The sequence below is a fragment of the Lysinibacillus sp. NPDC086135 genome (assembly GCF_044746345.1).
Taxonomy (GTDB): Bacteria; Bacillota; Bacilli; order Bacillales_A; family Planococcaceae; genus Lysinibacillus.
The window spans coordinates 55,534-76,538 of sequence record NZ_JBIVCA010000008.1 but is presented as its reverse complement, the minus strand read 5'-3'; the positions used below and the strand labels follow the sequence as shown (position 1 = coordinate 76,538).

Here is a 21,005-nt window from a genome sequence, read left to right as displayed (position 1 = left end):
CATGCGCTATATTGATGACACGGTCGTCATGAAACGAATGACAAAGCGTATTACATTCAATAAAGTTTGGAAGTTCTTCTTCTTCTTAGCAACGACCTTTGCATTAGTGACACTAGCTATTTTGCTTTATCGTATAGTAACACAAGGTGTCGACTATTTATCAATTGATTTTTTAACAAATTTTGCTTCGCGTTTTGCAGACAAAGCGGGCATTAAGGCAGCTTTAATTGGTTCACTTTGGCTGATGGCAGTTGTTGCGCCAGTGTCGATTATTATAGGTGTAGGAACTGCGATCTATTTAGAGGAATATGCAAAGAAAAATAGACTAAACGACTTTATTCGTATGAATATTTCCAACTTAGCAGGTGTACCGTCCATTGTTTTTGGTTTACTTGGGTTAACGATTTTTGTTCGAATGTTGGGACTAGGGAAAAGTGTGTTAGCAGCCGGTTTAACAATGAGTTTATTAATTTTACCAGTGATTATTGTTGCGGCGCAGGAGGCTATTCGTGCAGTACCGAATGAACAGCGCGAAGCTTCTTACGGTATGGGCGCGACAAAATGGCAAACGATATTGCATGTTGTGCTACCAGCAGCTATTCCTGGAATTTTAACAGGAAGTATATTAGCAATGTCTCGTGCGATTGGTGAAACAGCACCGCTTGTTGTTATTGGAATCCCTGTTATTTTACAGTTTTTACCTAATGGTTTGTTAAGCCAATTCACAGCTTTACCAATGCAAATTTACGATTGGGCAAAACGTCCGCAAGAGGCATTTCAATATGTAGCGGCAGCGGGTATTTTAGTTCTTATGACAGTGCTTTTACTGATGAACTCTATTGCCATCTTTATTCGAAATAAATTCCAAAAACGTTATTAATGAGGTGACCTTATGGTACTGGAAATAAAAGAGGAAAATTCAATTGTAAAATCGATTCATACGGCGATTAAGCCATCGACTGATGTTGCTAAAAAAGTAGTATATGATACACGGAATTTAAATTTATGGTACGGTGATCATCATGGTTTAAAAGACATCAATTTAAGCATCTACGAGAATGAAGTAACAGCTATAATTGGCCCTTCAGGCTGTGGTAAATCTACTTATTTAAAAACTCTAAATAGAATGGTAGAGCTTGTACCGAGTGTTCGAACATCAGGTGAAATAGTATATCGTGAGCGCAATATTTTAGATAAAAGCTATACTGTTGAGGAATTACGCACTCGTGTAGGTATGGTATTCCAAAAGCCAAACCCATTCCCGAAGTCAATTTACGATAATATTGCATATGGCCCACGTATCCATGGCATAAAAAACAAAAAAATTCTTGATGAAATCGTTGAAAAATCATTACGCGGTGCGGCAATATGGGATGAAGTAAAAGATCGTTTAAATCAAAATGCCTATGGTTTATCAGGTGGTCAGCAACAACGAATTTGTATGGCGCGTTGTTTAGCGATTGAACCAGATGTTATTTTAATGGATGAGCCAACATCTGCACTTGATCCGATTTCTACATTAAAAGTTGAGGAACTTGTACAAGAGCTGAAAAAAGATTATTCAATTATTATCGTGACACATAATATGCAACAAGCGGCACGAATTTCTGATCGAACAGCATTTTTCCTAAATGGAGAGGTCGTTGAGTACGATAAAACAGACGTTATCTTCCAAACACCAGCAGATCAACGTACTGAAGATTATATTTCAGGTCGTTTCGGTTAAGGAGGAGATTAGATGGTAGTACGTGAACGTTTCGAACAGGAATTAAAAGAAGTCCAAGAACAATTTATCGAGATAGCCAATAGTAGCATCAACGCTCTTAAAATAGCATTTGAAGCATTATTAAAGCAAGATTTAGAGACATCTTTGAAGATTCTTGAGGACGATTTAATCATCAATCGTCTTGAAGAAGAAATCAATGACCGTGTTATTTTAATGATTGCTAAGCAGCAGCCTGTAGCTACTGATTTACGTCGTCTCATGGTGCTAATCAAAGCAGCATCTGATATGGAGAGAGTAGGGGACTATGCAGTGAATATTGCAAAAGAGACGATTCGTATTGGCAAAGAGCCGCTTATCTTTCCTACAACAAATTTGCAAACGATGTGTAATAAGACTGTAGAAATGCTAGAAAGTATTATTAAAGCTTTTACAGAAGAAGATACTGTTCATGCCAAGGAAATTGCTGAACTAGATGATTACGTCGATGATTTATATGGAGCAACAATCACGCTATTGCTACGCGCCGGAGCTGAAAATCCAGCACATATTTCTCAAATCACACATTTAACCTTTGTTTGCCGATATTTAGAGCGCTCAGCTGATCATGCAACAAATATTGCAGAACACTTATTTTATTTAGTCAAAGGTAAACATTATGAATTAAATAATTAGTAACAGAAGAGCCAATTATAGGCTCTTTTTAGTTTGTCGACATAAGAATAAAGTGTATCAATAAACAAAGGTTGATTTTCACTCCGAGTTGGCGCTTTCCGCTGGCTTGGCCTCAATCTCCTCGTCACTTCGTTCCTGCGGGGCTTTCAGCTCAAGCTCATGCCACTCTCCGTGAAAAATCAACAGTTCCAATCGACAGTATGAGTAAATATAAAACTTTATTCATTAGGAGTAACGTTAGGAGTAACGTTTGTTTTGCAGTCTGATAAGAGCCAATTATAGGCTCGTTTTTTCATAGTGTTGAAAAACAAACGCTTAAGGATTTGTAAATATGGCATAGGGTGATTCCGTGCTACTAATTCTCCTGTGAGTCAGTGTCGAACCCTTTGTTAACACTCCACTTTTGCACATGTCTTTTGATGCTTCATTTTCGCACATAAAAAGACCCTGGAACGAGCGTAGCGAGTGAAGCGCCCCAGGAAAGCGCTTAGTCGGAACGTAAATCAACCCCTCGCCTTGCTGAAAAGCCGTATTGTAATAATACTAAGTAACAGCAACATTTTATTAAAAATAGCGTCAAAATATTGCAAGCGTTATTGTATTGTCAAAAAATTATTTTGGTTATACTATAGACATTATCCGAAAAATTGTGCTGAGGAGGTGCTGCTTGTGAAAGACGCTGTAGAATCACTCTTAGAGAAATTTGATCTGGAATTCACGTCAGAACAATGTGACTTTTTTCGTTTTCTATATGAAAACTTACATCTTGAGGAATTAAGTAACATCGAACAACATTTTTTTATAGATTTTTTTTACAAGAGTGAAACATTGCGAAATATGGCAGCATTTGCACTTGGATTGGCAGATATCATGCATGAAATTTGTGAAAATATACCAGCTGTTGAGCAAGCCGAACGATTGGCCAATGGAAAAGAGCAGCGCTTGTATTATGAGCGAAAGTGGCAGATAGCTAGGCGTCGAAAGCTTCATCGTCAAACAATAAAAAAAGGAAATATTCTATATGTTCCGTTTGATGAATATAAAAAAGAAACAGGTCCAATTATTATCTGCCTTGAGCAAACAACTGGTATGGCGGCATATTCTGAGCTTTGTAAAAGCATAATTTTACCGTTATTTATGAGCGCGCATCGTGAACGTCGAGATTTATATATCGTTCCATATGACTGTCAAGTTCATGTACATTTTCGATTTGAAGACGGGCATTTAAATTTATCCGATTTTAAGGATTTTATTGATTATAGAGCAAAGGGAGAAGCGGAGGTACTGCCTGTGCTCCATTTTGTAAAGGGCTTGCTCCAAGAAAATCAACATTGTACAGAAGCAGATATTATTATTTTTACAGAAGGTACTCCTATTGATGGGCAGCATCTTGTTGGGAAGCAAGCAAAGGCTGTACTTGAGGAAATGAAGCGTAAGTACCATGCTGAATTTTCGGTCATCGTTATGCATGAACATAATTTTAATGAGCAGCAATTTTGGTTTGCTAATAAGGCTTTTTTTGCGGATGATGCAATTCAATAAAAACGGAGCTGATCGTCATTGTTGATCGGCTCCTTTTCTGTGAATATACATAGTAGTTAGAGGAGAATGAAATTTGAATTCATTGAAATGGTTATTACCTAATATTTCAACCCCAACGTGGATGGAAATTATTATTGCCGTTGCACTTTGTGTAATTGGTTGGCTTTTTCAACAGTTTGTTATAAAGAAAATTATTAATCGTACTGTTACATTTTTGAGAAATCGTCAGCGTTACTTTCAGGGAACAGTACTCGCACAATTTAATAAAGCAATTCGCTATGCTTTTATGTCTGCCGTTATTGTACTCAGCTTATCAATTTTATTAGACATCTTTTTATTTACACATGTAGCAACTAAAAACTTTGTATGGTCTATTATGGTCTTTTTTGCGTTCAAAGGCGTATACGATGTTTTAAATTATTATACAAAGCAGCCACTACCGTTGAATAACGATGAGGAACCAAATGTTCTGTTACCTTTTTTTCTTCGTATAGGAAAAGTGCTCATTATGATATTGGCAATGTTTACGATTGCTTCTTTCTGGGATTTTAATTTGAATGGCTTTTTTACCGGGATTGGCTTAACTGGTGTCGCGATTGCTTTTGGTATTCGAGATACACTAGCACATGTTTTTGGTGGGATGTCAGTCGCATTAGATAACCCATTTCAAATTGGCGATTGGATAGCAACGGAGGACCAAAAAATTGAAGGAACTATCGAAGATATTAATCTTCGGAGTACTTTAATTCAAACGGGGGATAAAGGTCTAGTTTATGTACCTAACTCTTATTTGGTAAATCGACCAATCTATAATTTATCGAGACGAGAAAAACGAAAATGTGAGCAATTTTTATTTGTAGCTGCTGAAAATGAAGAGGAAAAACTACGAAGTGCTTTAAGTACCATTCAAATGGAAATTTATTTGCATGCTCAAACAGAAAAAGAAATGATTCATGTATTTATAGATGAGTTTTATCCAACCTCGTATCGTGTCCTTGTACGTTTCTATGTAACAACAAATGATACGGCGGAGATGCTAAACGTGCGACAAGATATTTTATTTGCTATACGTCAAATCTTTCAAGAACTAAATATTATACTAGCAAATCCAGCTGAAGATGAATGGCTTCGTAATAAAAAAATAAATTGAATTGTTAGTTTTTTTATTTTACAATGAATACATGTTATCAGCTTTGATGAAGAGTAGTAACTATTATTATTTGTTATAGAGAGCTAGTGCATGGTGGAAACTAGTACAAATAAATAGTGAATGGACTTCGGAGCTCTAATCCTGAATAAAGTATGGATTAGCGTCTGCCTACGTTACAGGGTATAGAGTGGGTCTTTTAACTCTTTCAGCGAGTATTGAAACGTCAGCTGAATATAATTATGCTGGGGCATAATTAATGAAGACCAATGAAGGTGGCACCACGGCTTTTCCGTCCTTTTGTGATGGGAAGGCCTTTTTATTTGTTTTGGCGGAATGAATAGTGTTTTACACAGTTTCAAATTCCGGACGCAATGTTTATAGAAGCGAAAGCTAACGAAGCGGTAGCGTCCATTACGCCGAAGCATAATTGATCATTTTTGGTGTAGAAGAGCAGAGCAAAGAAGAGGAGAGAAAGAGTATGACAGTTGAGCTTAGAAAGTTTGCCATGAAGGTATTACAGGGTGATATGATGACGCCAATTTCCGTTTATCAATCACTTGAAGGGGAGCATAAGATGCTTTTCGAATCGTCTGCCAAGCATGAAGAAAGTGGGCGTTACTCATTTATTGCCGTCAACCCAATTGCAGAACTGATTGGAGATAAGAATGGTTATTCTTTTTCCAAAGGTGGAGAAACAGAAAAATCGAGTGCCAATGTATTCGTAAAATTACAGCGAGTTATGCCATTTCATAAGGCGCAGTACCCGTTTGCCTTCTTCGGGGGAGCAATCGGTTTCTTTGGTTACGAAACAGCATTTTATACAGAGAAAATAGGCGAATACTTACAGGATGATTTAGAAATGCCGGATGTCCATATATTTTTCTATGATACATTCATTGTTTTTGATCATTTAAAGCAAGAGATTACACTAGCAGCAATCGATTTATTTGATGAAGGGCGTTCTCTTGAAGCGATGGAATTGGCTATTTCTATGATGAAGAAGCAGCTTTATGCTGGAACAACATTTGACGACACGACGTTTGGAAAGCTAGATTTCAGACCAATGATCGCCAAAGAAAATTTTGTAGCACTGGTTGAACGTGCAAAACAGCATATTCGTAAGGGTGATATTTTTCAGATTGTTTTATCACAACGCTTCACTTCACCATATACAGGTAATCCTTTTGCTTTATATCGTCAATTACGTACTTCTAACCCTTCACCATATATGTTCTATATGGATTTCGGTACGTATACCATTTTAGGAACATCTCCCGAAAGTCTCGTTAAGGTGAATGATCGAAAGGTAACGACCAATCCTATTGCTGGTACGAAGCCAAGGGGTAAAACAGTGGTGCAGGATAACGCGATTGCGGAAGGTCTCTTAAATGATGAAAAAGAAATCGCTGAACATCGTATGCTGGTGGATTTAGGGCGAAATGATCTTGGACGTATTGCCAAAGTGGGTTCAGTGAAGTTGATGAAATATATGAATATTGAGCGATATAAACATGTTATGCATATTGTATCAGAGGTTGTCGGAGAATTACATGATGATGTACATGTTTTGGATGTTCTTCGAGCTTGCTTACCTGCTGGTACAGTATCAGGTGCGCCGAAAATCCGCGCTATGCAACTTATCAATGAGCTCGAGCCTGTGAAGCGTGGTGTCTATGCAGGTGCAGTAGGCTATATTTCTGCTACAGGTGATATGGATTTAGCTCTAGCCATTCGAACAATGATCATAAAGGATCATCGTGCCCATGTGCAGGCAGGTGCTGGTATTGTTTACGATTCAGTGCCCTTGTCTGAATACGAAGAAACGTTAAATAAAGCTCGAGCGTTATTGGAGGTGAAAAAATGATTTTACTGATCGATAACTATGATTCATTCACATATAATTTATTTCAGCAAATACGAATGCTTGGGAAAAATGTAAAAGTAGTACGGAATGATGAAATAACAATTGAAGACATTCAGAAAATACAACCTGAAGCCATTATTTTATCGCCCGGTCCAGGTACGCCAATTGATGCAGGAATAACAGTGGATGTTATCAAAGAGCTTTATACGAAGTTTCCGATTTTGGGCATTTGTCTTGGACACCAATCGATAGGGCAGGCATTTGGAGGAAACATTGTTCAAGCTAAAACTATAATGCATGGAAAATTATCGCCTATTCAATATGAAAAAACAGGCTTATTTGCTCAGTTAGACGGTAAAATCGAAGTAATGCGTTATCATTCTCTCGTCATTGAGCAAAGCACGTTACATGAGGATTTTAATATTTTAGCAAAGTCCAGTGATGATAGTGAAATTATGGCAATTCAGCATAAGGAGTACCCACTCTTTGGGCTGCAATTTCATCCAGAATCCATTGGGACAAAAGAGGGCAGTATCATGATGCGAGCTTTCATCGAACATATTTCATAAACGAAACAAAAGAGGCTGTCATCGAAAATCAGTAGTTGTGATTTTTGATGACAGCCATCTTTACTAATGGAATCGTACTATTATTGCTTTTTCCCTGTAATTAATTTTGCAATTTCCTCTAAAGACATCGAAGAATTGACTTCGTAAGAGCCAATCTGTAAGCTTCGTGCGTATTTAGGGTTAGCAAGTAGCAGTTCCATTTCAACACTATTGTCGATAATGCCACCATCTTCAAGCTTTTGAGCCACGATATATGGTGTAATACCACTGTAAATTTGGAGTGACATAGTTGTATCTTTTGCCGGTGCATCTGCCGATTTATGATTTTCATTAGTCGTTGTTTTAGGAGTATCTGTCTTCTGATTAGTTTCCTTTGAAGCTTGCTTTGCTTGTGCCTTTAATAATGCAATTTCTTTATTTGCCTGGTCGAGCTTTTTTTGTAACTCCTCAACATTTTCTGTATTTGGGGAAGCTTTAGTTGGAAGACCGATATTGAAATCGAAACGCGCCGCTAAAGCTAGCAAAGCTCCGACAAGAAAAAGCGCAATACCAAATGCACGGATAGCGGACATTTTCATGAATTACCGACCTCCGTTTGCAATTACTTGGCGGACTTGCTCTTCAGTTAAATTTGAACGAATACTGATATCTGCTATAGAAAGACCCTGCTTATTTAGTTCAAGCACCTGACTTACAATGATTTGATGTATAGGTTTCGTTTTTGGAGCAGCCTGTTGAACAGCTTGCATAACTTGTTGAACCTTTGGGTTTGGTATCGCGTTATTTTGCACTGACGGTGATTTAACCTGGAACTCTGGCTCTAATAACAGTTCTTCCTCAACAATTTTCAGACGACGTTTTAAATTATTTGTTTCTTGAAAAATAGAGATGGATAGCTCCTCTACATCTTGTTCGACCTTTTTCGCGCTATTTTTGAAAAAGAACGAAGTAATAATTAGGAGAATCCCTACAATCATAAGTATGATGGATAAATCCAATAGTTTCACCTCATTAAGTATGTAATTATAAGGTATTTTACCATATGCAAACTTAATATGAAATGAAGCTAGATTTTTTTTTATTTTATGTTATAATAGGTTAGTCGTATAAATCATGCTCAAAATTTAAATTCTTGATATAGAGTGGGAGGGTTAATAATGCGCGTAAACATTACTTTAGCTTGCACAGATTGCGGCGAACGTAACTACATTTCTAAAAAGAACAAGCGTAACAATCCAGAGCGTCTTGAACTTAAAAAATATTGCTCTCGCGAGAAGAAATACACTCTTCACCGTGAAACTAAGTAATCGCTCATTAAGCCAAAACCACTTGTGGTTTTGGCTTTCTACATTTTAGGAGGTAGCTTAGCATGGATAAAACAACTTTGCGGAACGAGGTAAAGGAAGCACTTGCAAAAATTAGCGAAGTAGCTTACCGCGATCAATCAAATGCTGTAGTTAAAAAAGTGCTACAGGAACCATATATAATAGAAGCAACTACAATTGGCATTACTATTTCCAATAAGCCAGAAGTCGACACAATTCAATTAATTGAAGAACTATGGCAACTTGGTAAAAAAGTCGCTGTGCCTAAATGCAACTCAAAAACAAGAGAAATGTTATTTTACGCCATTGACTCGTTTGCCCAGCTAGAAACTGTGTATATGCATTTGCGTGAGCCAATTCCAGAGAAGTGTGAGTTTGTTGACGCAAATGAAATGGACGTCATACTTGTTCCAGGAGTTGTTTTTGATAAGTTCGGCTATCGTATAGGCTATGGCGGTGGTTATTATGATCGCTATGTATTAAACTATACAAAGGGTAAGCTCATGTCTTTGTTATTTAATGAGCAGCTATATGAACGTGTACCTACAGAAGCACACGATTGCCCAGTAGATATCATTGTGACACCGACAAAACGTCTTGACTGTGTAACACAACGAGGAGCGAACGAAAATGGATAAAATGTTAGATATTTATGAATTATTAAAAACATATGGTACTTATATTTACACACGAGATCCCATTGGTGATTTGATGTTAATGGAGGATGAAATTCGTGAGTTGTATAAAGCGAATGTACTAGATATTAAAGATTACCAAATGGCATTATTACTAATTCGACAAGAAACAACAAAGCTTCGCATGAAAGAAAAAAATAAGTAATGTTTTAAATATAATTCATTTGTGGTATTGTAAAGATAATGTAACATGTATGTAATATTCTTAAAAAACAGTGGTTTTCCACTGTTTTTATGATTTACGAAACTTTTTACAAACGAAAACGTATATATTACTATCCGGCCCATTTACGAACAAGGGGCACAGTTTTTCCCAAAATATATCTATTGATTATCTGTAAAAAATGGATTAAGATATATTTTGTTTCAGTAACAAATTGTTAAAAATATTATTTTTTTGTAAGAAAGTAGGGAGGATGTTAGGGATGAAATCAATAAAGTGGCCTAAACATTCATTTATGATACTAGCAATTGTAGCAACTTGGATAAAAACGGTCATTGTTTATCACACAAGCTTTGAGATGAAAATCGAAAATGCGATGCAACAATTTATTTTGTTTATTAATCCATTAAGCTTCGTGCTATTTGCTTATGGTATATCGTTATTCTTTAAATCGCCAAAAGTTAAAAGTCGTTATATAATAACTATCAGTGTTATTTTGTCGATCGTCTTATACGGGAATGTTGCGTTCTATCGCTTCTACAACGACTTTATTACGTTACCAGTATTATTCCAAACAAATAATTTTGGTGATTTAGGAACTTCAGTAGCAGCGATTGTTAGCCCTTGGGATTTATTATATTTCGTTGACGTACTTATTCTTATTTTAGCTAATAAATATTTGCCTATGATGAAAGATGCAGTAAAGGTAAACGTAGAATTCCGTCGCGCGTACTTCGTATTAGCGATTGCTGTGTCGTTCTTAAACTTAGGATTAGCTGAAACAGAGCGTCCACAATTGTTAACACGTAGCTTTGATCGTGAATTACTTGTAAAAAACATCGGTACTTATAACTACCATTTATATGACATTTATATTCAATCAAAATCTTCTGCTCAACGTGCATTAGCGGATGGCAGTGAATTAGTAGAAGTGAACAACTATATTCGTTCTAATCAAGCAGCAGTCAACCCTGAAATGTTTGGTAAATACAAGGGGCGTAATTTGATTGTTGTATCAATGGAGTCTTTACAGAACTTTGTGATTAATAACCAAATGGATGGTCATGAAATTACACCATTCTTAAACTCTTTAACAAAAGATAAAGATACGTATTATTTCAGTAATTTCTATCACCAAACTGGATTAGGGAAAACTTCTGACTCAGAGTTTATTGTAGAAAACTCATTGTTCGGCTTAGGTCGTGGTGCGGTATTCTTCACACATGGTGGAAATACGTATAACTCAATGGCTGAGCGTCTTGGTGATAATGGCTACTTTACAAATGTCATGCATCCGAATAATAAATCATTCTGGAACCGTGACATAATGTATCAATCATTACACATTAATAAATTCTATGACATAGATTCATATAAGATTGGTGAAGGGCAAGCTGTTAACTGGGGTATGAAAGATATCCCATTCGTAGAGCAATCTGCAGCATTAATGAAAGATATGCCACAGCCGTTTTATTCTCGACTAATTACTTTAACGAACCATTATCCATTCACATTGGATCCAGAAGACGTAATGATTCCTGAATACACTTCAAACTCAGGTACATTAAATCGTTATTTCCAAACAGTTCGTTATATGGATGAAGCACTTAAAGACTTCTTCCAAAGTTTAAAAGATCAAGGTGTATATGATAACTCTATTATTGTAATGTATGGTGACCATTACGGTATTTCAGAAAACCACAACAAAGCGATGGCTCAATATTTAGGAAAAGATAGCATTACACCATTTGATAATGCAATGCTACAAGAAGTACCTTTATTTATCCATATTCCTGAATCAGGTGATGGTAAAGAAATGACAGAGATTGCTGGACAAATGGATTTACGTCCAACAATTCTACACCTTCTTGGCGTTGAAACTTCAAAAGATATGCAACTTGGTGCAGACCTATTCTCACCAGAACATGAAGACTTTATTGTTTTCCGCGATGGTCGTTTTGTAACTGATAAATATTTATATGCTGGTGAAGCTTGTTATGACAAAGCAACTGGTGAAGAAATTGATGGTGAGCCATGTCAGCCATACGCTGATCGAGCTACGAAAGAACTTGAAAATTCGGATGCCATCATTAACGGTGATTTACTCCGCTTCTATGACCAAAAGACAGGTAATTTGAAGCAAGGTGCAGCCAAGTAACAACAATTGAGATCTCATTTAATGAGATCTCTTTTTTTGCTTTATATCAAATGCTGAGGTGAGGCATAATGGTCAATTTTTATTAGCAGAAGTGATGAGGTATTTACATCCATATTATAGGTGTTGCAACAAGTGGTAACCCATTACCATAGCGTGAGGTTGATTTCCGTTCCGACTGGGTGTTTTCCTGCGTCCGTTGAGACGTCTTCCTTTAGGGTCTCTGGTTATGCAAAAGCGCAGTAGCGGTAGCGACACGCTAGTGGTTACGAAGACGTTATCACAGGACTTGATGCACAATCTTTGTTGATGAGCGCAAATGGTAAAACCCTTTTTGTACATAAATAGGGGAATGTAACTATTTTTATGTATACTATCAAATTGAAATATAACGTTCAGGCAGCCGAAATAAACAACTTGGAGGAAAGTGGTTATTATCGTTTAAGGGAGGCTGAAGTAAAAACGATAGAAAAAGAGCAGCCTCGAATGGAGGCTGCTCTTTTTTCTGTCTAAATTTTAGTGTAATTTTGGTGGGTATCCGCTATTAATAAGAGTCATAATTACGAACCAACCGAATACTGCAGCACTTAATAAGTTGAAAACAACACTTAAAAGATTCTTTTCTTTAAGTGCTTGGAATGTACCAACTACAGCTAAAATAGCAACTAGACCAAAAATAACCATTAATAAGTTCATTAGAAATTGACACTCCTTTCGACATCAGAAAATGAATGTCGTAAACAATATTCCTCCTTAATTGTAAACGTTCTACCTGTTTTTGTCGAGAACTAATATAGACTAAACTATGAACATTTATCGTCAAATTGTGGCAAAGGCTGTATAATTGAAATAGAGGTGATAACAATGATAAACGTACGAAGTTATTCTCTTGGACCTGTCCAAACGAATTGTTATATCGTATCGAATAAAAATAAGGAATGCTTAATATTTGACCCAGGAGAAGAAGCAGATCGAATCATCAAGGCTATTCGCAGTAACAATCTTAAACCACTAGCCATCTTTTTAACACATGCACATTTCGACCATATCGGTGCAGTGGACGCTGTCCGCGAGGCTTTTAATGTTCCAGTATGGATTCATGAAAAAGAAGTAAACTGGTTAGGAGATCCAACAAAAAATGGTTCTAGTAAATACGCAGCATTACCAGAGTATATTGTCGGTGCCCCAGCTGAAGAAAATATTATTAAAAAAGAACAGCTATTTGAAATAAGTGATTTTTATTTTAAAGCAACTTTTACACCAGGACATTCACCAGGTAGTATTTCATATATATTTGAAAATGATGGCTTCGCTATTGTTGGTGATACACTATTTGAACAAGGTGTAGGTCGTACAGATTTACTTGGAGGCTCGACAAAAGTATTACTTACATCCATTCATGATAAGCTATTGACACTTCCTGAGGATACTATTATCTATCCTGGTCATGGGAACTATACAACGGTCGGTGCAGAAATGGAGACAAATCCTTTCTTGAATGGTTTTTAAGGTTTGGCGATAATTAAAAATGGTTCATCACCATAGCGAGGGTTGATTTCCCGTTCCGGCTGGGGCTTAGTTGCTGACGCTACGCTTTCGCACAGAGCAAAGCTTCCTAGGGGGCGTCCGATGAGCCGCTTCACTCGCGTTGCTCGATCCAGGGTCTCATCTGTTCTCAAGGAGTCGCCCAGCCTCTACTCCAATCAACTTATATATGGCATAAAACTACATCCTAAGACATTTGGTGATGGACTTAGAAAATTTATACAGTTATACTCATTTATGGTAAAATAAAAATAGGTGATGTAAATGGAATTATTATTGCTATTATCGCTTATTACTGATTTTAGTTATTTAGTACAACATAGTCCATTTATTAAAATATACATTTATACTATTTTTGATAAAATTGCTGTCATTGACGCGAATCTTGACGTATCAATTGATTTAACTGTCAATGTCAATTTCGAAAGTAGAATTTATCCTTCTCACATGTTTCTTAATAAATGGTTGAGAAAAGTAATTTACAGTAAATCAGATAATGACGAAGAATTAGTGTCCCTTTTATAAGAAAAATTATTATAAAAGGGGAGAAATTAATTAATGTTTGAATTTATAACACAACCACTGACAAATTTGCTAGATACTTTCTTTAATTTTACGGGGAGCTATGTAATTGCCTTAGTAATTTTAACAGTGCTAATACGCTTAATTTTGATGTATCCAAATTATAAATCTTTTAAATCCTAACTAACGGTTACACAAAAGTCGCTAGGTAATAAGGAAAAATTAAGAGAGCTACAATCAAACTTAAGCAAGGCTAAAACAGACGAAGAACGTAAAGAATATCAGTTGCAAATCTCTCAAATAATGATGGAAAACTTTTCAGGTATGAAAACAGGTTGTTTAACAGCGTTGATTCAATTTCCAATTTTAAGCGGACTGTATTATACCATTACAAAAAGTAATGCTATCCAGCATGAGAATTTCTTCTGGTTTAATCTAGGGTCTGCAGATATTTTTATGACAATTATCGCAGGTTTAACGATGATGATTCAAATTTATATGTCAGTTAAGCTATCTGATAATAGCCATCCGCAAATGAAAATAATGATTTTTATGATGCCGTTGATAATTGTCATTTCTTCAATTTTCATGCCATCAGCCATCCCATTTTATTGGACTATTTCATCTTTGTGGGTGATTTTACAGAGCTTTGTGTTTAATAAATTAAAGCCTAAATTAACTTTATAAATGGAAAAAATCCCCCTAGTATTTTGTAGGATAGATAGAAAAACCATAATCTATCCTATTTAATGCAAAGGGGGATTTTACTATGTTTTCATAAATGATTCATCTATAATTTCTGCATCTGATGAATAAATTTACATAAAAAAAGCATGTCTCATACTCAATGAGACACGCGTTTTTCTTTGTATTAATGACCGCCACCAGGTACGTGAATAAATGTTGTATAGTACGTGAAGCCAGCAAAGAATACAGTTAAATATGCTCCGAAAATGTACATGTACATACGTTCTGAAAGGTTTAAGAAGCCTAATAATAAGAATAAACCTGTATTACCTACGAATAATAGCGATACTTCGTTCATACCACCAAGGTAGAACATGACTGCAAAAATACCTGTCCAGAATGCCATAACTTTATACATATTATCCATGAAGATTTCCCCTCCTTTTGCCCACGACACAATAATCTCATACTCATTATAAATGATATGAAAGGTATCTGTAAACTGGAACTTCTTCTTCTTTGTGACAAACAATTGGATATTTAAAAATTAACTATCAATTTCTGTCACGTTTATTTCATACTTACATAAATCACAATTATGTATCATGCTATCAATTTGTACAAATTCATTGCTTGCATATAACGCATCAACCTGTCCCTTTAAATAGGATTCATGTAAAGAACAAACAATTTCTGAATGACTAGAAAGCTGCTCATGGAATGGACAATTAAAAATGGAGAAAGTCACACTTTTACCATGCTCTGTTTGTTGTACATGAGGAGTATAGCCAATTAATGCTGCATTGTCAGTTAATAGTTGGAGCTTTTGTTCGAAGGAAAGGGTATTATTTAATTGTAACTCAGCATTTACATAATTTTTCATTTGTTGGTAGCCGTCTTGGTAGCTTATTTCCTGGCATTTTTCTAATGCAGATGGTCCAAATTCTTGAATTAATTGGATTGTCCATTTTAATAATCGATCTTCATCACGTCTCGGGAACGTTAATGATACACCTTTATCTGAGGCCTTATAAACACGCCCGGGTCTACCACCTTTCCCAGTTTTGGCAAAATCAGCTGTAATGATATTTATTTCTGAGAGTTTTGTTAAATGTAGCCGCGCAACATTTGGATGGATGCCAAATTTATCAGCGATATTTTGGACCGTTACAGTTTTCTTCTCTTGCAGTATGTACTCATAAATAGAATATCTAGTTTCATCGGCCAATGTACTAGTAATTTTTAATGGATTGATCATTTGCTTCACCTCTATGTATTTTTTGAATTTTTAGCTGTTCTACCAAGTGTAGGAAAAAAATCATGTTAATTCTATTATATTGCATTATTGAAAAAGATACAGTTCCTTTAGTCATAAATATTAACTTTTTCATAAGATTATGTTCGTAGTTAGTGGAAATTTGTATGTTATCCACATTTTTATAGCAAAAAACATGTTTGACAGGAAAATTTATATCAAATTTTTATTTTAAGAAAAGGGCTTTTCACTTAACAGCTTCCTATCTATACTAGGGAATAACGAATAGAGCGGTCATATTCGAGTGAACCAGAAGAGGGGTGCGAATATGCAAAATTTTGAAACGGTTGTTGAGCAAAAATGTGAGCAACTTTTATTAAAGGCCTATCATTTCGGTGCATCAGATTTATTATTAGTTCCAGAACGTGAACAATATCGTATATATTTTCGAAAATATGATAAGCTGCTCCAAGCTGGTGAATTACCGAACGAGCTTGCAGAGCGAATGATTTCCTATTATAAATTTTTAGCGGCATTAGATATTAGCGAGCGACGCAAACCCCAAAGCGGCTCCTTCCAAAAAGCTATGGAACAAGATCAATATGCCTTTCGTGTTTCTACACTTCCCTCAGTATTTTTAAAAGAAAGCTTAATTGTCCGATTGTTTCTACAAAATCATGCATTCCCACTTACTTCCTTATCCTATTCCAAATATGTAGCAGAAATGTTAATGGAACTAGTGAAACATCAACAAGGACTTTTATGTTTCACAGGTGCAACGGGCTCTGGTAAATCAACATCCTTATATTCTTTAATCCATTACTGTTCGACAGAACTAAATCGACATGTCATTTCATTGGAGGACCCTGTAGAAAATAACCAAGCTAACCTTTTGCAGATTCAAGTAAACGAACGAGCTGGCGTTACATACGCTACAGGACTAAAGGCTATTTTACGCCACTCACCTGACGTCATTATGATAGGTGAAATACGTGATAAAGAGACTGCGAAAATCGCAATCGAGGCAGCTTTAACAGGTCATTTAGTGGTTTCGACAATTCATGCGAAAGATTCGATAAACTGCCTTTATCGATTTATTGACTTAGGCGTTTCAGTGGAAGAACTTCGTCAAACTGTGGTGGGTATTGTTGCTCAAACACTTTTCCAATCACCAATAGTTCAGGAAGAACGCCGTGCATTGTTTGAAATATTAAGCGATGTTCATCTTCAAATGGCTATCAAAGCAATTATGCAAAAAACTAGCTTTGAGTTACCGCATGATTTAACGCTTACAGGGCAAAAAGAACTGATGGAGAATCAAATCTATGCGAATACAAAAGTTTTTTGAAGGAATTCGATTAGATTACAAAAAGGCGACAAAATGGCGAGTAAGGGAGCAAGCTCATTTTTTTAGCCGATTAAGCGTGTTAATGCAGGAAGGTTATTTATTCCCACAAGCTATATCTATTCTATTACCCCATCATATTGAAGCGCATGAAGAAATACAAAAGCTAGTCAATGAAAAACTAAGGCAGGGTGCCGGTGTTTTAGGAGTTTTTGAAGCGTTGCAAATTCCAAAGCAGCATTTAGTAGCTATTACAGTTGCCGAAAACAATGGACATATGATTGAGACCTTAAAAGGTGTGGCAAAGCAAATGGCTTTAAGTGAATCGACGAAGAAAAAATTAATGAAGCTACTCTTATATCCAGTAGTGCTCATTATATTTTTGATGCTGTTGTTTTTAGTGTTTCGCACCATCTTCTTTCCTAATATAGAAAAAATGGTGACAAGTCGAACTACTGGTACAGAGGAGACAAGCATTGCTTTGTCAAAAGTATTATTGCATTTTCCTGATGCTTTAATTGTCGTAGGAATAGCAGTGATTTGTAGTATTTTCTTTTTTCACCTTTATCTCAAACGCCGTCCGATTGCTCACCGGCTAAATATTATCCTGAAAACGCCATTGATTCGGATATATATACGAATGTCTTTGACGAGACAATTTGCTGCTTATTTAGGAAGTCTACTCCAAAGTGGTTTTTCTTTACAGGCAAGTCTACAAATTTTAGAACAACAGCAACTTCAACCGTTTCTACAATATCTGGCACGATGTATAAAGGAGCGTGTTGTTTTTGGTGATACGCTGACACAAGCTGTTCATTTGATGACGGTTTGGCAGATGGATTTCTCAACATTTGTTGAACATGGAGAGCAAAGTGGCTATCTAGGAAAAGAGCTAGTACTGTACAGCGAATTATTGACAGAAAAGCAAGAGCAACTATTGCATAAAATCCTTGCGTTTGTGCAACCTACCTTCTTTATCATTATTGCAATGTGCATAGTTGCTGCATATGTAAGTTTATTATTACCAATATATCATATGATTGAACTAGTATAGGAGGATAATAATGAAACGGATAAAGCAGCAAGCTGGATTTACGTTGATTGAAATGCTCATCGTTTTGCTAATTATTTCGATATTAATTTTAATAACAATCCCTAATGTTACGAAACATTTTGCCACCGTCGATGAGAAGGGCTGTAAAGCGTATATCTCTATGGTGCAAGGCCAGGTAGAGGCGTATCGCGTAGATTTTATGGCTTATCCAACAATTGAAGATCTGGTAGAAAAAGGCTATTTAAAGAAGGATGAAACGACCTGTCCTAATAAAGAAGAGATAATGATCACTAATGATGGAGAGGTACGATTGGCGAAGATTTCTTCTAATAATGGCTCTGGTAACTGATGGATACTATAAAAAGTGAGCGTGGTGTTACATTTGTTGAAATGCTCATTGTATTGTTTATCGTTATGTGTTTATCGGCGATTGTCATAAAGTACTCGGTTAAAGCAGAGGAAACTAGAGAGATTGAGCGATTTTTCACACAAATTCAATTAGATATACAATATATACAAACGTATAGTATGCACAAAAGAGAATACATTTCGATAAAATTTGAGAGCTCATCAAAAAGATATATCATTAAAAAGGATTTTTATACAGAATTATTTGAACGACCTTTTCCAAAAGGGGTTGAGGTCGTACTTTCTTCAGGTTCAATTAACACGATTATATACAATTACAATGGAAACGTCATGACCCCAGGGACTGTTTATTTTAAAACGCCTCAGGGTACTAAAAAGGTTGTGATTACGTTAGGACGAGGGAGATCGAGAGTTGAATGAATCTGGCTATTCATTTGTAGAAACGATTTTATCAATAGTCATTGTTATGTTATTATGCACGACATTAATACCGATCAGCTACATGATGAAGTCGACTCTTTATAACAAGAAGTTAGAAGTTATCGCAGCTGAAACCGCCTATGAAGGCTTAAAGCGTTATCGCTATTTACAGCAAACTGAAGGCACTAATACCGTTGAAAATGTAGATTTCCAATGGTCTATGAATGGACAGGGAATTTGTGTAAGTTTTCAAAATACACGGGAATTACGTAAAAAATGTATACAACTGACAGGTGAAGTCGATGAATGAACGTGGCTATACATTATTAGAAGCCTTATTTCAATTAGTTGTTTTTGTGCTTATTGCACACCTTGTTGTGTTCATTATGCTTTGGTTTGTAGAAATGAAAACAACAGTACTATCTGATGAACAATCGAAGTGGGAGGTTTTTGTTTATGATTTGAATATGTATTTAAATGATATTTCTTCATTTACGATTCGACAAGACCAAAAGAGAATAACCTTCCAGAAAGGAGATACTATTCATAATATTGATTGTTATAGCAATTTAATTCGTGAACAAGTAAATGGTGGTCATGTACCAATGCTAATTGATATTAACAAATGTCAGTTCCAATTTGAAAAAAATATGTTAACAGTAGCTGTAGAACTTCCAAGTGGTATCAAAAAGGAGCGAACTTTCTATGTTCCAGTTATTGAAAAGTGACAGAGGGGCTATATTTTTAATCGCAATTGCATTATTATTTTTTGTAACTACTTTTGTTCTTACGTATTGTATGTCTTATGAGATTCAGTTTCGAACATATAATGACCTAGAAAAGCTGAATATTCGAGCTACGATAAATTTATTAGGACAAATTTTGTCAGACAGTGTAGAATCGTAGTTATAAGAAGGTGATTCGAATGCGAAAAATATATTTAGTTGGTTTTATGGGCTCCGGCAAAAGTGCGTTAGGAAGACGTTTAAGCTATTTGTTAAAGATGCCTTATTATGATATGGATCATGAGATCGTTCGGCAGCAGGGAATGACAATTCCACAGATATTTGAAAAATATGGAGAAGTACGTTTTCGAGAAATAGAAACAGAATTTTTGAAAAATTTCCGAGACGAAGCTTGTATTATTTCAACAGGTGGTGGAGTTGCAATCAATGCTGAAAATCGAAAAATAATGAGACGCAGTGGGCTCGTGTTTTTTTTAGATGCGACATTCGAAGATATATACAAACGAATACAGCATGATCCGAACAGACCAATTGTACAGAGTTCAACGAAAGAGGAGCTAGAGAAGCTGTATCATTACAGAAGAAGATTCTATCGTGAAACTGGACATATACAAGTGTTAACAGAGGGCAGAACACTCCGCCAAATTCTTGAGTATTTAGTATTCCAAGTTAAAAGGTTAAAAGGCGAACGTTGATTAAAATAAATGAATCAAACGTTCGTGTTTTGATATAAATTAAAAAATGATTGCCTTTTCAATGCAATTAATGTTAGGATATAGACAAATAAGTAACTAAATGTTCATTGAATACTAAATAGTACCAAGATGAATCTTGGGCGGATGATTGTGCGGGGAGAGCACGTGTAGACGTCACCGAAGGAGCAAATAACAAAATGTTATGAATCTCTCAGGTAAAAGGACTCGTACAAGACGCAACTCTGGAGAGAGCTGTAGTACTACAGCCACCAAAGGGGAAAGCCGGCTGTTTGGCATTGTAGGTATGCGAGCCAGTCTGGTGTAACTTTCAGGTTTAAGGACAGAGAATCCCGAAAAGGGGTTCGTCTGTCTTTTTTTATGTCTAAATGTTTTGCCTAATGTTGTTAGTTTCTATTCCTTAATTGAATGAACAAACAGGGGAAGCATGATTGCACTTATAAAAAGCAGACGAACTACTACCAGTAAAAAATGTAACTACCATTTAA

The 21,005-nt window shown here is 35.9% G+C and carries 25 protein-coding genes, 1 pseudogene, 1 riboswitch and 1 other annotated feature; of the genes and pseudogenes, 21 read left to right on the top strand and 5 right to left on the bottom strand.

Annotation, left to right across the window (positions count from 1 at the left end):
* Position 1: 1 nt before the first annotated feature.
* The 7 genes from pstA to ACIPKN_RS12085 all read left to right on the top strand — a co-directional run bounded on the left by pstA (position 2) and on the right by ACIPKN_RS12085 (position 7,523).
* Complete coding sequence (gene pstA / locus ACIPKN_RS12115) at positions 2 to 880, top strand: phosphate ABC transporter permease PstA (protein ID WP_142507268.1); 879 nt, start codon at positions 2 to 4, stop codon at positions 878 to 880.
* Positions 881 to 892: 12 nt separating this feature from the next.
* Positions 893 to 1,726 (top strand): phosphate ABC transporter ATP-binding protein PstB, encoded by an 834-nt coding sequence (gene pstB / locus ACIPKN_RS12110; protein WP_142507267.1) that lies wholly within the window; start codon positions 893 to 895, stop codon positions 1,724 to 1,726.
* 12 nt (positions 1,727 to 1,738) lie between these two features.
* The gene (gene phoU, locus ACIPKN_RS12105) at positions 1,739 to 2,398 is read left to right on the top strand and encodes a phosphate signaling complex protein PhoU (protein ID WP_142507266.1); all 660 of its coding nucleotides are present in this window, start codon (positions 1,739 to 1,741) and stop codon (positions 2,396 to 2,398) included.
* A gap of 669 nt (positions 2,399 to 3,067) precedes the next feature.
* The gene (locus ACIPKN_RS12100) at positions 3,068 to 3,940 is read left to right on the top strand and encodes a vWA domain-containing protein (protein WP_400936313.1); all 873 of its coding nucleotides are present in this window, start codon (positions 3,068 to 3,070) and stop codon (positions 3,938 to 3,940) included.
* Positions 3,941 to 4,013: 73 nt separating this feature from the next.
* Positions 4,014 to 5,090, top strand: a complete 1,077-nt coding sequence (locus tag ACIPKN_RS12095) for a mechanosensitive ion channel family protein (protein ID WP_400936311.1) — start codon at positions 4,014 to 4,016, stop codon at positions 5,088 to 5,090.
* Between the two features lie 34 nt (positions 5,091 to 5,124).
* Positions 5,125 to 5,390 (top strand) — a binding site (T-box leader).
* Positions 5,391 to 5,568: 178 nt separating this feature from the next.
* The gene (gene trpE / locus ACIPKN_RS12090; RefSeq protein WP_400936309.1) at positions 5,569 to 6,954 is read left to right on the top strand and encodes an anthranilate synthase component I; all 1,386 of its coding nucleotides are present in this window, start codon (positions 5,569 to 5,571) and stop codon (positions 6,952 to 6,954) included.
* Positions 6,951 to 7,523, top strand: a complete 573-nt coding sequence (locus tag ACIPKN_RS12085; RefSeq protein WP_142507262.1) for an aminodeoxychorismate/anthranilate synthase component II — start codon at positions 6,951 to 6,953, stop codon at positions 7,521 to 7,523. The genes trpE and ACIPKN_RS12085 overlap by 4 nt, the downstream gene beginning before the upstream one ends.
* 80 nt (positions 7,524 to 7,603) lie before the next feature.
* On the opposite strand, the gene ACIPKN_RS12080 is transcribed toward ACIPKN_RS12085, so the two are convergent.
* Positions 7,604 to 8,101 carry a hypothetical protein gene (locus ACIPKN_RS12080; protein WP_400936306.1) on the bottom strand — a complete coding sequence of 166 codons (498 nt, stop codon included), beginning with the start codon at positions 8,099 to 8,101 and terminating at the stop codon, positions 7,604 to 7,606.
* Between the two features lie 3 nt (positions 8,102 to 8,104).
* The gene (locus tag ACIPKN_RS12075; RefSeq protein ID WP_400936304.1) at positions 8,105 to 8,530 is read right to left on the bottom strand and encodes a hypothetical protein; all 426 of its coding nucleotides are present in this window, start codon (positions 8,528 to 8,530) and stop codon (positions 8,105 to 8,107) included.
* A gap of 150 nt (positions 8,531 to 8,680) precedes the next feature.
* Here ACIPKN_RS12075 and rpmG point away from each other — a divergent pair, with 150 nt between their 5' ends.
* From rpmG to ACIPKN_RS12050, 5 genes are all read left to right on the top strand, one after another.
* Positions 8,681 to 8,830, top strand: coding sequence for a 50S ribosomal protein L33 (rpmG, locus tag ACIPKN_RS12070; protein ID WP_008408521.1), 150 nt, complete (start codon positions 8,681 to 8,683; stop codon positions 8,828 to 8,830).
* 62 nt (positions 8,831 to 8,892) lie between these two features.
* Positions 8,893 to 9,486 (top strand): 5-formyltetrahydrofolate cyclo-ligase, encoded by a 594-nt coding sequence (locus ACIPKN_RS12065; RefSeq protein ID WP_400936302.1) that lies wholly within the window; start codon positions 8,893 to 8,895, stop codon positions 9,484 to 9,486.
* On the top strand, positions 9,479 to 9,688 hold the full coding sequence (locus tag ACIPKN_RS12060; protein ID WP_142507258.1) for a YqgQ family protein: 210 nt from the start codon (positions 9,479 to 9,481) through the stop codon (positions 9,686 to 9,688). Before ACIPKN_RS12065 ends, ACIPKN_RS12060 begins: the two co-directional genes overlap by 8 nt.
* A gap of 280 nt (positions 9,689 to 9,968) precedes the next feature.
* Positions 9,969 to 11,864: an LTA synthase family protein gene (locus tag ACIPKN_RS12055; RefSeq protein WP_400936299.1), complete on the top strand. Its 1,896-nt coding sequence runs from the start codon at positions 9,969 to 9,971 to the stop codon at positions 11,862 to 11,864.
* Positions 11,865 to 12,227: 363 nt separating this feature from the next.
* Positions 12,228 to 12,374 (top strand): hypothetical protein, encoded by a 147-nt coding sequence (locus ACIPKN_RS12050; RefSeq protein ID WP_400936297.1) that lies wholly within the window; start codon positions 12,228 to 12,230, stop codon positions 12,372 to 12,374.
* A gap of 3 nt (positions 12,375 to 12,377) precedes the next feature.
* Here ACIPKN_RS12050 and ACIPKN_RS12045 read toward each other — a convergent pair whose 3' ends face one another.
* Positions 12,378 to 12,557 carry a DUF2759 domain-containing protein gene (locus ACIPKN_RS12045; protein ID WP_142507256.1) on the bottom strand — a complete coding sequence of 60 codons (180 nt, stop codon included), beginning with the start codon at positions 12,555 to 12,557 and terminating at the stop codon, positions 12,378 to 12,380.
* Positions 12,558 to 12,725: 168 nt separating this feature from the next.
* Between ACIPKN_RS12045 and ACIPKN_RS12040 the strand changes: the two genes are divergently transcribed.
* Complete coding sequence (locus ACIPKN_RS12040) at positions 12,726 to 13,370, top strand: MBL fold metallo-hydrolase (RefSeq protein WP_400936294.1); 645 nt, start codon at positions 12,726 to 12,728, stop codon at positions 13,368 to 13,370.
* Positions 13,371 to 14,129: 759 nt separating this feature from the next.
* Positions 14,130 to 14,615, top strand: a pseudogene (gene yidC / locus ACIPKN_RS12035) (membrane protein insertase YidC); the annotation flags it as partial.
* Positions 14,616 to 14,799: 184 nt separating this feature from the next.
* On the opposite strand, the gene ACIPKN_RS12030 reads toward yidC, so the two are convergent.
* Both ACIPKN_RS12030 and ACIPKN_RS12025 read right to left on the bottom strand, forming a co-directional pair.
* Positions 14,800 to 15,042 carry a DUF2626 family protein gene (locus ACIPKN_RS12030; protein ID WP_024361272.1) on the bottom strand — a complete coding sequence of 81 codons (243 nt, stop codon included), beginning with the start codon at positions 15,040 to 15,042 and terminating at the stop codon, positions 14,800 to 14,802.
* A gap of 120 nt (positions 15,043 to 15,162) precedes the next feature.
* Positions 15,163 to 15,873 (bottom strand): helix-turn-helix transcriptional regulator, encoded by a 711-nt coding sequence (locus tag ACIPKN_RS12025; protein WP_400936292.1) that lies wholly within the window; start codon positions 15,871 to 15,873, stop codon positions 15,163 to 15,165.
* Between the two features lie 325 nt (positions 15,874 to 16,198).
* On the opposite strand from ACIPKN_RS12025, the gene comGA reads away from it, so the two are divergent.
* From comGA to ACIPKN_RS11990, 7 genes are all read left to right on the top strand, one after another.
* The gene (gene comGA / locus ACIPKN_RS12020; RefSeq protein WP_400936290.1) at positions 16,199 to 17,218 is read left to right on the top strand and encodes a competence type IV pilus ATPase ComGA; all 1,020 of its coding nucleotides are present in this window, start codon (positions 16,199 to 16,201) and stop codon (positions 17,216 to 17,218) included.
* Positions 17,196 to 18,269, top strand: a complete 1,074-nt coding sequence (gene comGB / locus ACIPKN_RS12015; protein ID WP_400936288.1) for a competence type IV pilus assembly protein ComGB — start codon at positions 17,196 to 17,198, stop codon at positions 18,267 to 18,269. The genes comGA and comGB overlap by 23 nt, the downstream gene beginning before the upstream one ends.
* A gap of 10 nt (positions 18,270 to 18,279) precedes the next feature.
* Positions 18,280 to 18,618 (top strand): competence type IV pilus major pilin ComGC, encoded by a 339-nt coding sequence (gene comGC, locus ACIPKN_RS12010; protein ID WP_142507250.1) that lies wholly within the window; start codon positions 18,280 to 18,282, stop codon positions 18,616 to 18,618.
* Positions 18,618 to 19,058 (top strand): competence type IV pilus minor pilin ComGD, encoded by a 441-nt coding sequence (comGD, locus tag ACIPKN_RS12005; RefSeq protein WP_400936286.1) that lies wholly within the window; start codon positions 18,618 to 18,620, stop codon positions 19,056 to 19,058. Before comGC ends, comGD begins: the two co-directional genes overlap by 1 nt.
* Entirely contained in the window at positions 19,051 to 19,368 is a 318-nt protein-coding gene (locus tag ACIPKN_RS12000) for a hypothetical protein (RefSeq protein ID WP_142507248.1), read from the top strand. The genes comGD and ACIPKN_RS12000 overlap by 8 nt, the downstream gene beginning before the upstream one ends.
* Positions 19,361 to 19,786, top strand: a complete 426-nt coding sequence (comGF, locus tag ACIPKN_RS11995) for a competence type IV pilus minor pilin ComGF (protein ID WP_400936283.1) — start codon at positions 19,361 to 19,363, stop codon at positions 19,784 to 19,786. Before ACIPKN_RS12000 ends, comGF begins: the two co-directional genes overlap by 8 nt.
* Before the next feature lie 197 nt (positions 19,787 to 19,983).
* Positions 19,984 to 20,499 (top strand): shikimate kinase, encoded by a 516-nt coding sequence (locus ACIPKN_RS11990; protein WP_142507246.1) that lies wholly within the window; start codon positions 19,984 to 19,986, stop codon positions 20,497 to 20,499.
* 144 nt (positions 20,500 to 20,643) lie between these two features.
* Positions 20,644 to 20,736: riboswitch (glycine riboswitch) on the top strand.
* Positions 20,737 to 21,005: the final 269 nt, after the last annotated feature.

Coding starts and splice junctions, on each gene's coding strand:
- pstA (WP_142507268.1), top strand. CDS start 2: ATGCGCTATATTGATGACACGGTCGTCATGAAACGAATGACAAAGCGT.
- pstB (WP_142507267.1), top strand. CDS start 893: ATGGTACTGGAAATAAAAGAGGAAAATTCAATTGTAAAATCGATTCAT.
- phoU (WP_142507266.1), top strand. CDS start 1,739: ATGGTAGTACGTGAACGTTTCGAACAGGAATTAAAAGAAGTCCAAGAA.
- trpE (WP_400936309.1), top strand. CDS start 5,569: ATGACAGTTGAGCTTAGAAAGTTTGCCATGAAGGTATTACAGGGTGAT.
- ACIPKN_RS12085 (WP_142507262.1), top strand. CDS start 6,951: ATGATTTTACTGATCGATAACTATGATTCATTCACATATAATTTATTT.
- ACIPKN_RS12080 (WP_400936306.1), bottom strand. CDS start 8,101: ATGAAAATGTCCGCTATCCGTGCATTTGGTATTGCGCTTTTTCTTGTC.
- rpmG (WP_008408521.1), top strand. CDS start 8,681: ATGCGCGTAAACATTACTTTAGCTTGCACAGATTGCGGCGAACGTAAC.
- ACIPKN_RS12065 (WP_400936302.1), top strand. CDS start 8,893: ATGGATAAAACAACTTTGCGGAACGAGGTAAAGGAAGCACTTGCAAAA.
- ACIPKN_RS12060 (WP_142507258.1), top strand. CDS start 9,479: ATGGATAAAATGTTAGATATTTATGAATTATTAAAAACATATGGTACT.
- ACIPKN_RS12055 (WP_400936299.1), top strand. CDS start 9,969: ATGAAATCAATAAAGTGGCCTAAACATTCATTTATGATACTAGCAATT.
- ACIPKN_RS12050 (WP_400936297.1), top strand. CDS start 12,228: ATGTATACTATCAAATTGAAATATAACGTTCAGGCAGCCGAAATAAAC.
- ACIPKN_RS12045 (WP_142507256.1), bottom strand. CDS start 12,557: ATGAACTTATTAATGGTTATTTTTGGTCTAGTTGCTATTTTAGCTGTA.
- ACIPKN_RS12040 (WP_400936294.1), top strand. CDS start 12,726: ATGATAAACGTACGAAGTTATTCTCTTGGACCTGTCCAAACGAATTGT.
- ACIPKN_RS12030 (WP_024361272.1), bottom strand. CDS start 15,042: ATGGATAATATGTATAAAGTTATGGCATTCTGGACAGGTATTTTTGCA.
- ACIPKN_RS12025 (WP_400936292.1), bottom strand. CDS start 15,873: ATGATCAATCCATTAAAAATTACTAGTACATTGGCCGATGAAACTAGA.
- comGA (WP_400936290.1), top strand. CDS start 16,199: ATGCAAAATTTTGAAACGGTTGTTGAGCAAAAATGTGAGCAACTTTTA.
- comGB (WP_400936288.1), top strand. CDS start 17,196: ATGCGAATACAAAAGTTTTTTGAAGGAATTCGATTAGATTACAAAAAG.
- comGC (WP_142507250.1), top strand. CDS start 18,280: ATGAAACGGATAAAGCAGCAAGCTGGATTTACGTTGATTGAAATGCTC.
- comGD (WP_400936286.1), top strand. CDS start 18,618: ATGGATACTATAAAAAGTGAGCGTGGTGTTACATTTGTTGAAATGCTC.
- comGF (WP_400936283.1), top strand. CDS start 19,361: ATGAATGAACGTGGCTATACATTATTAGAAGCCTTATTTCAATTAGTT.
- ACIPKN_RS11990 (WP_142507246.1), top strand. CDS start 19,984: ATGCGAAAAATATATTTAGTTGGTTTTATGGGCTCCGGCAAAAGTGCG.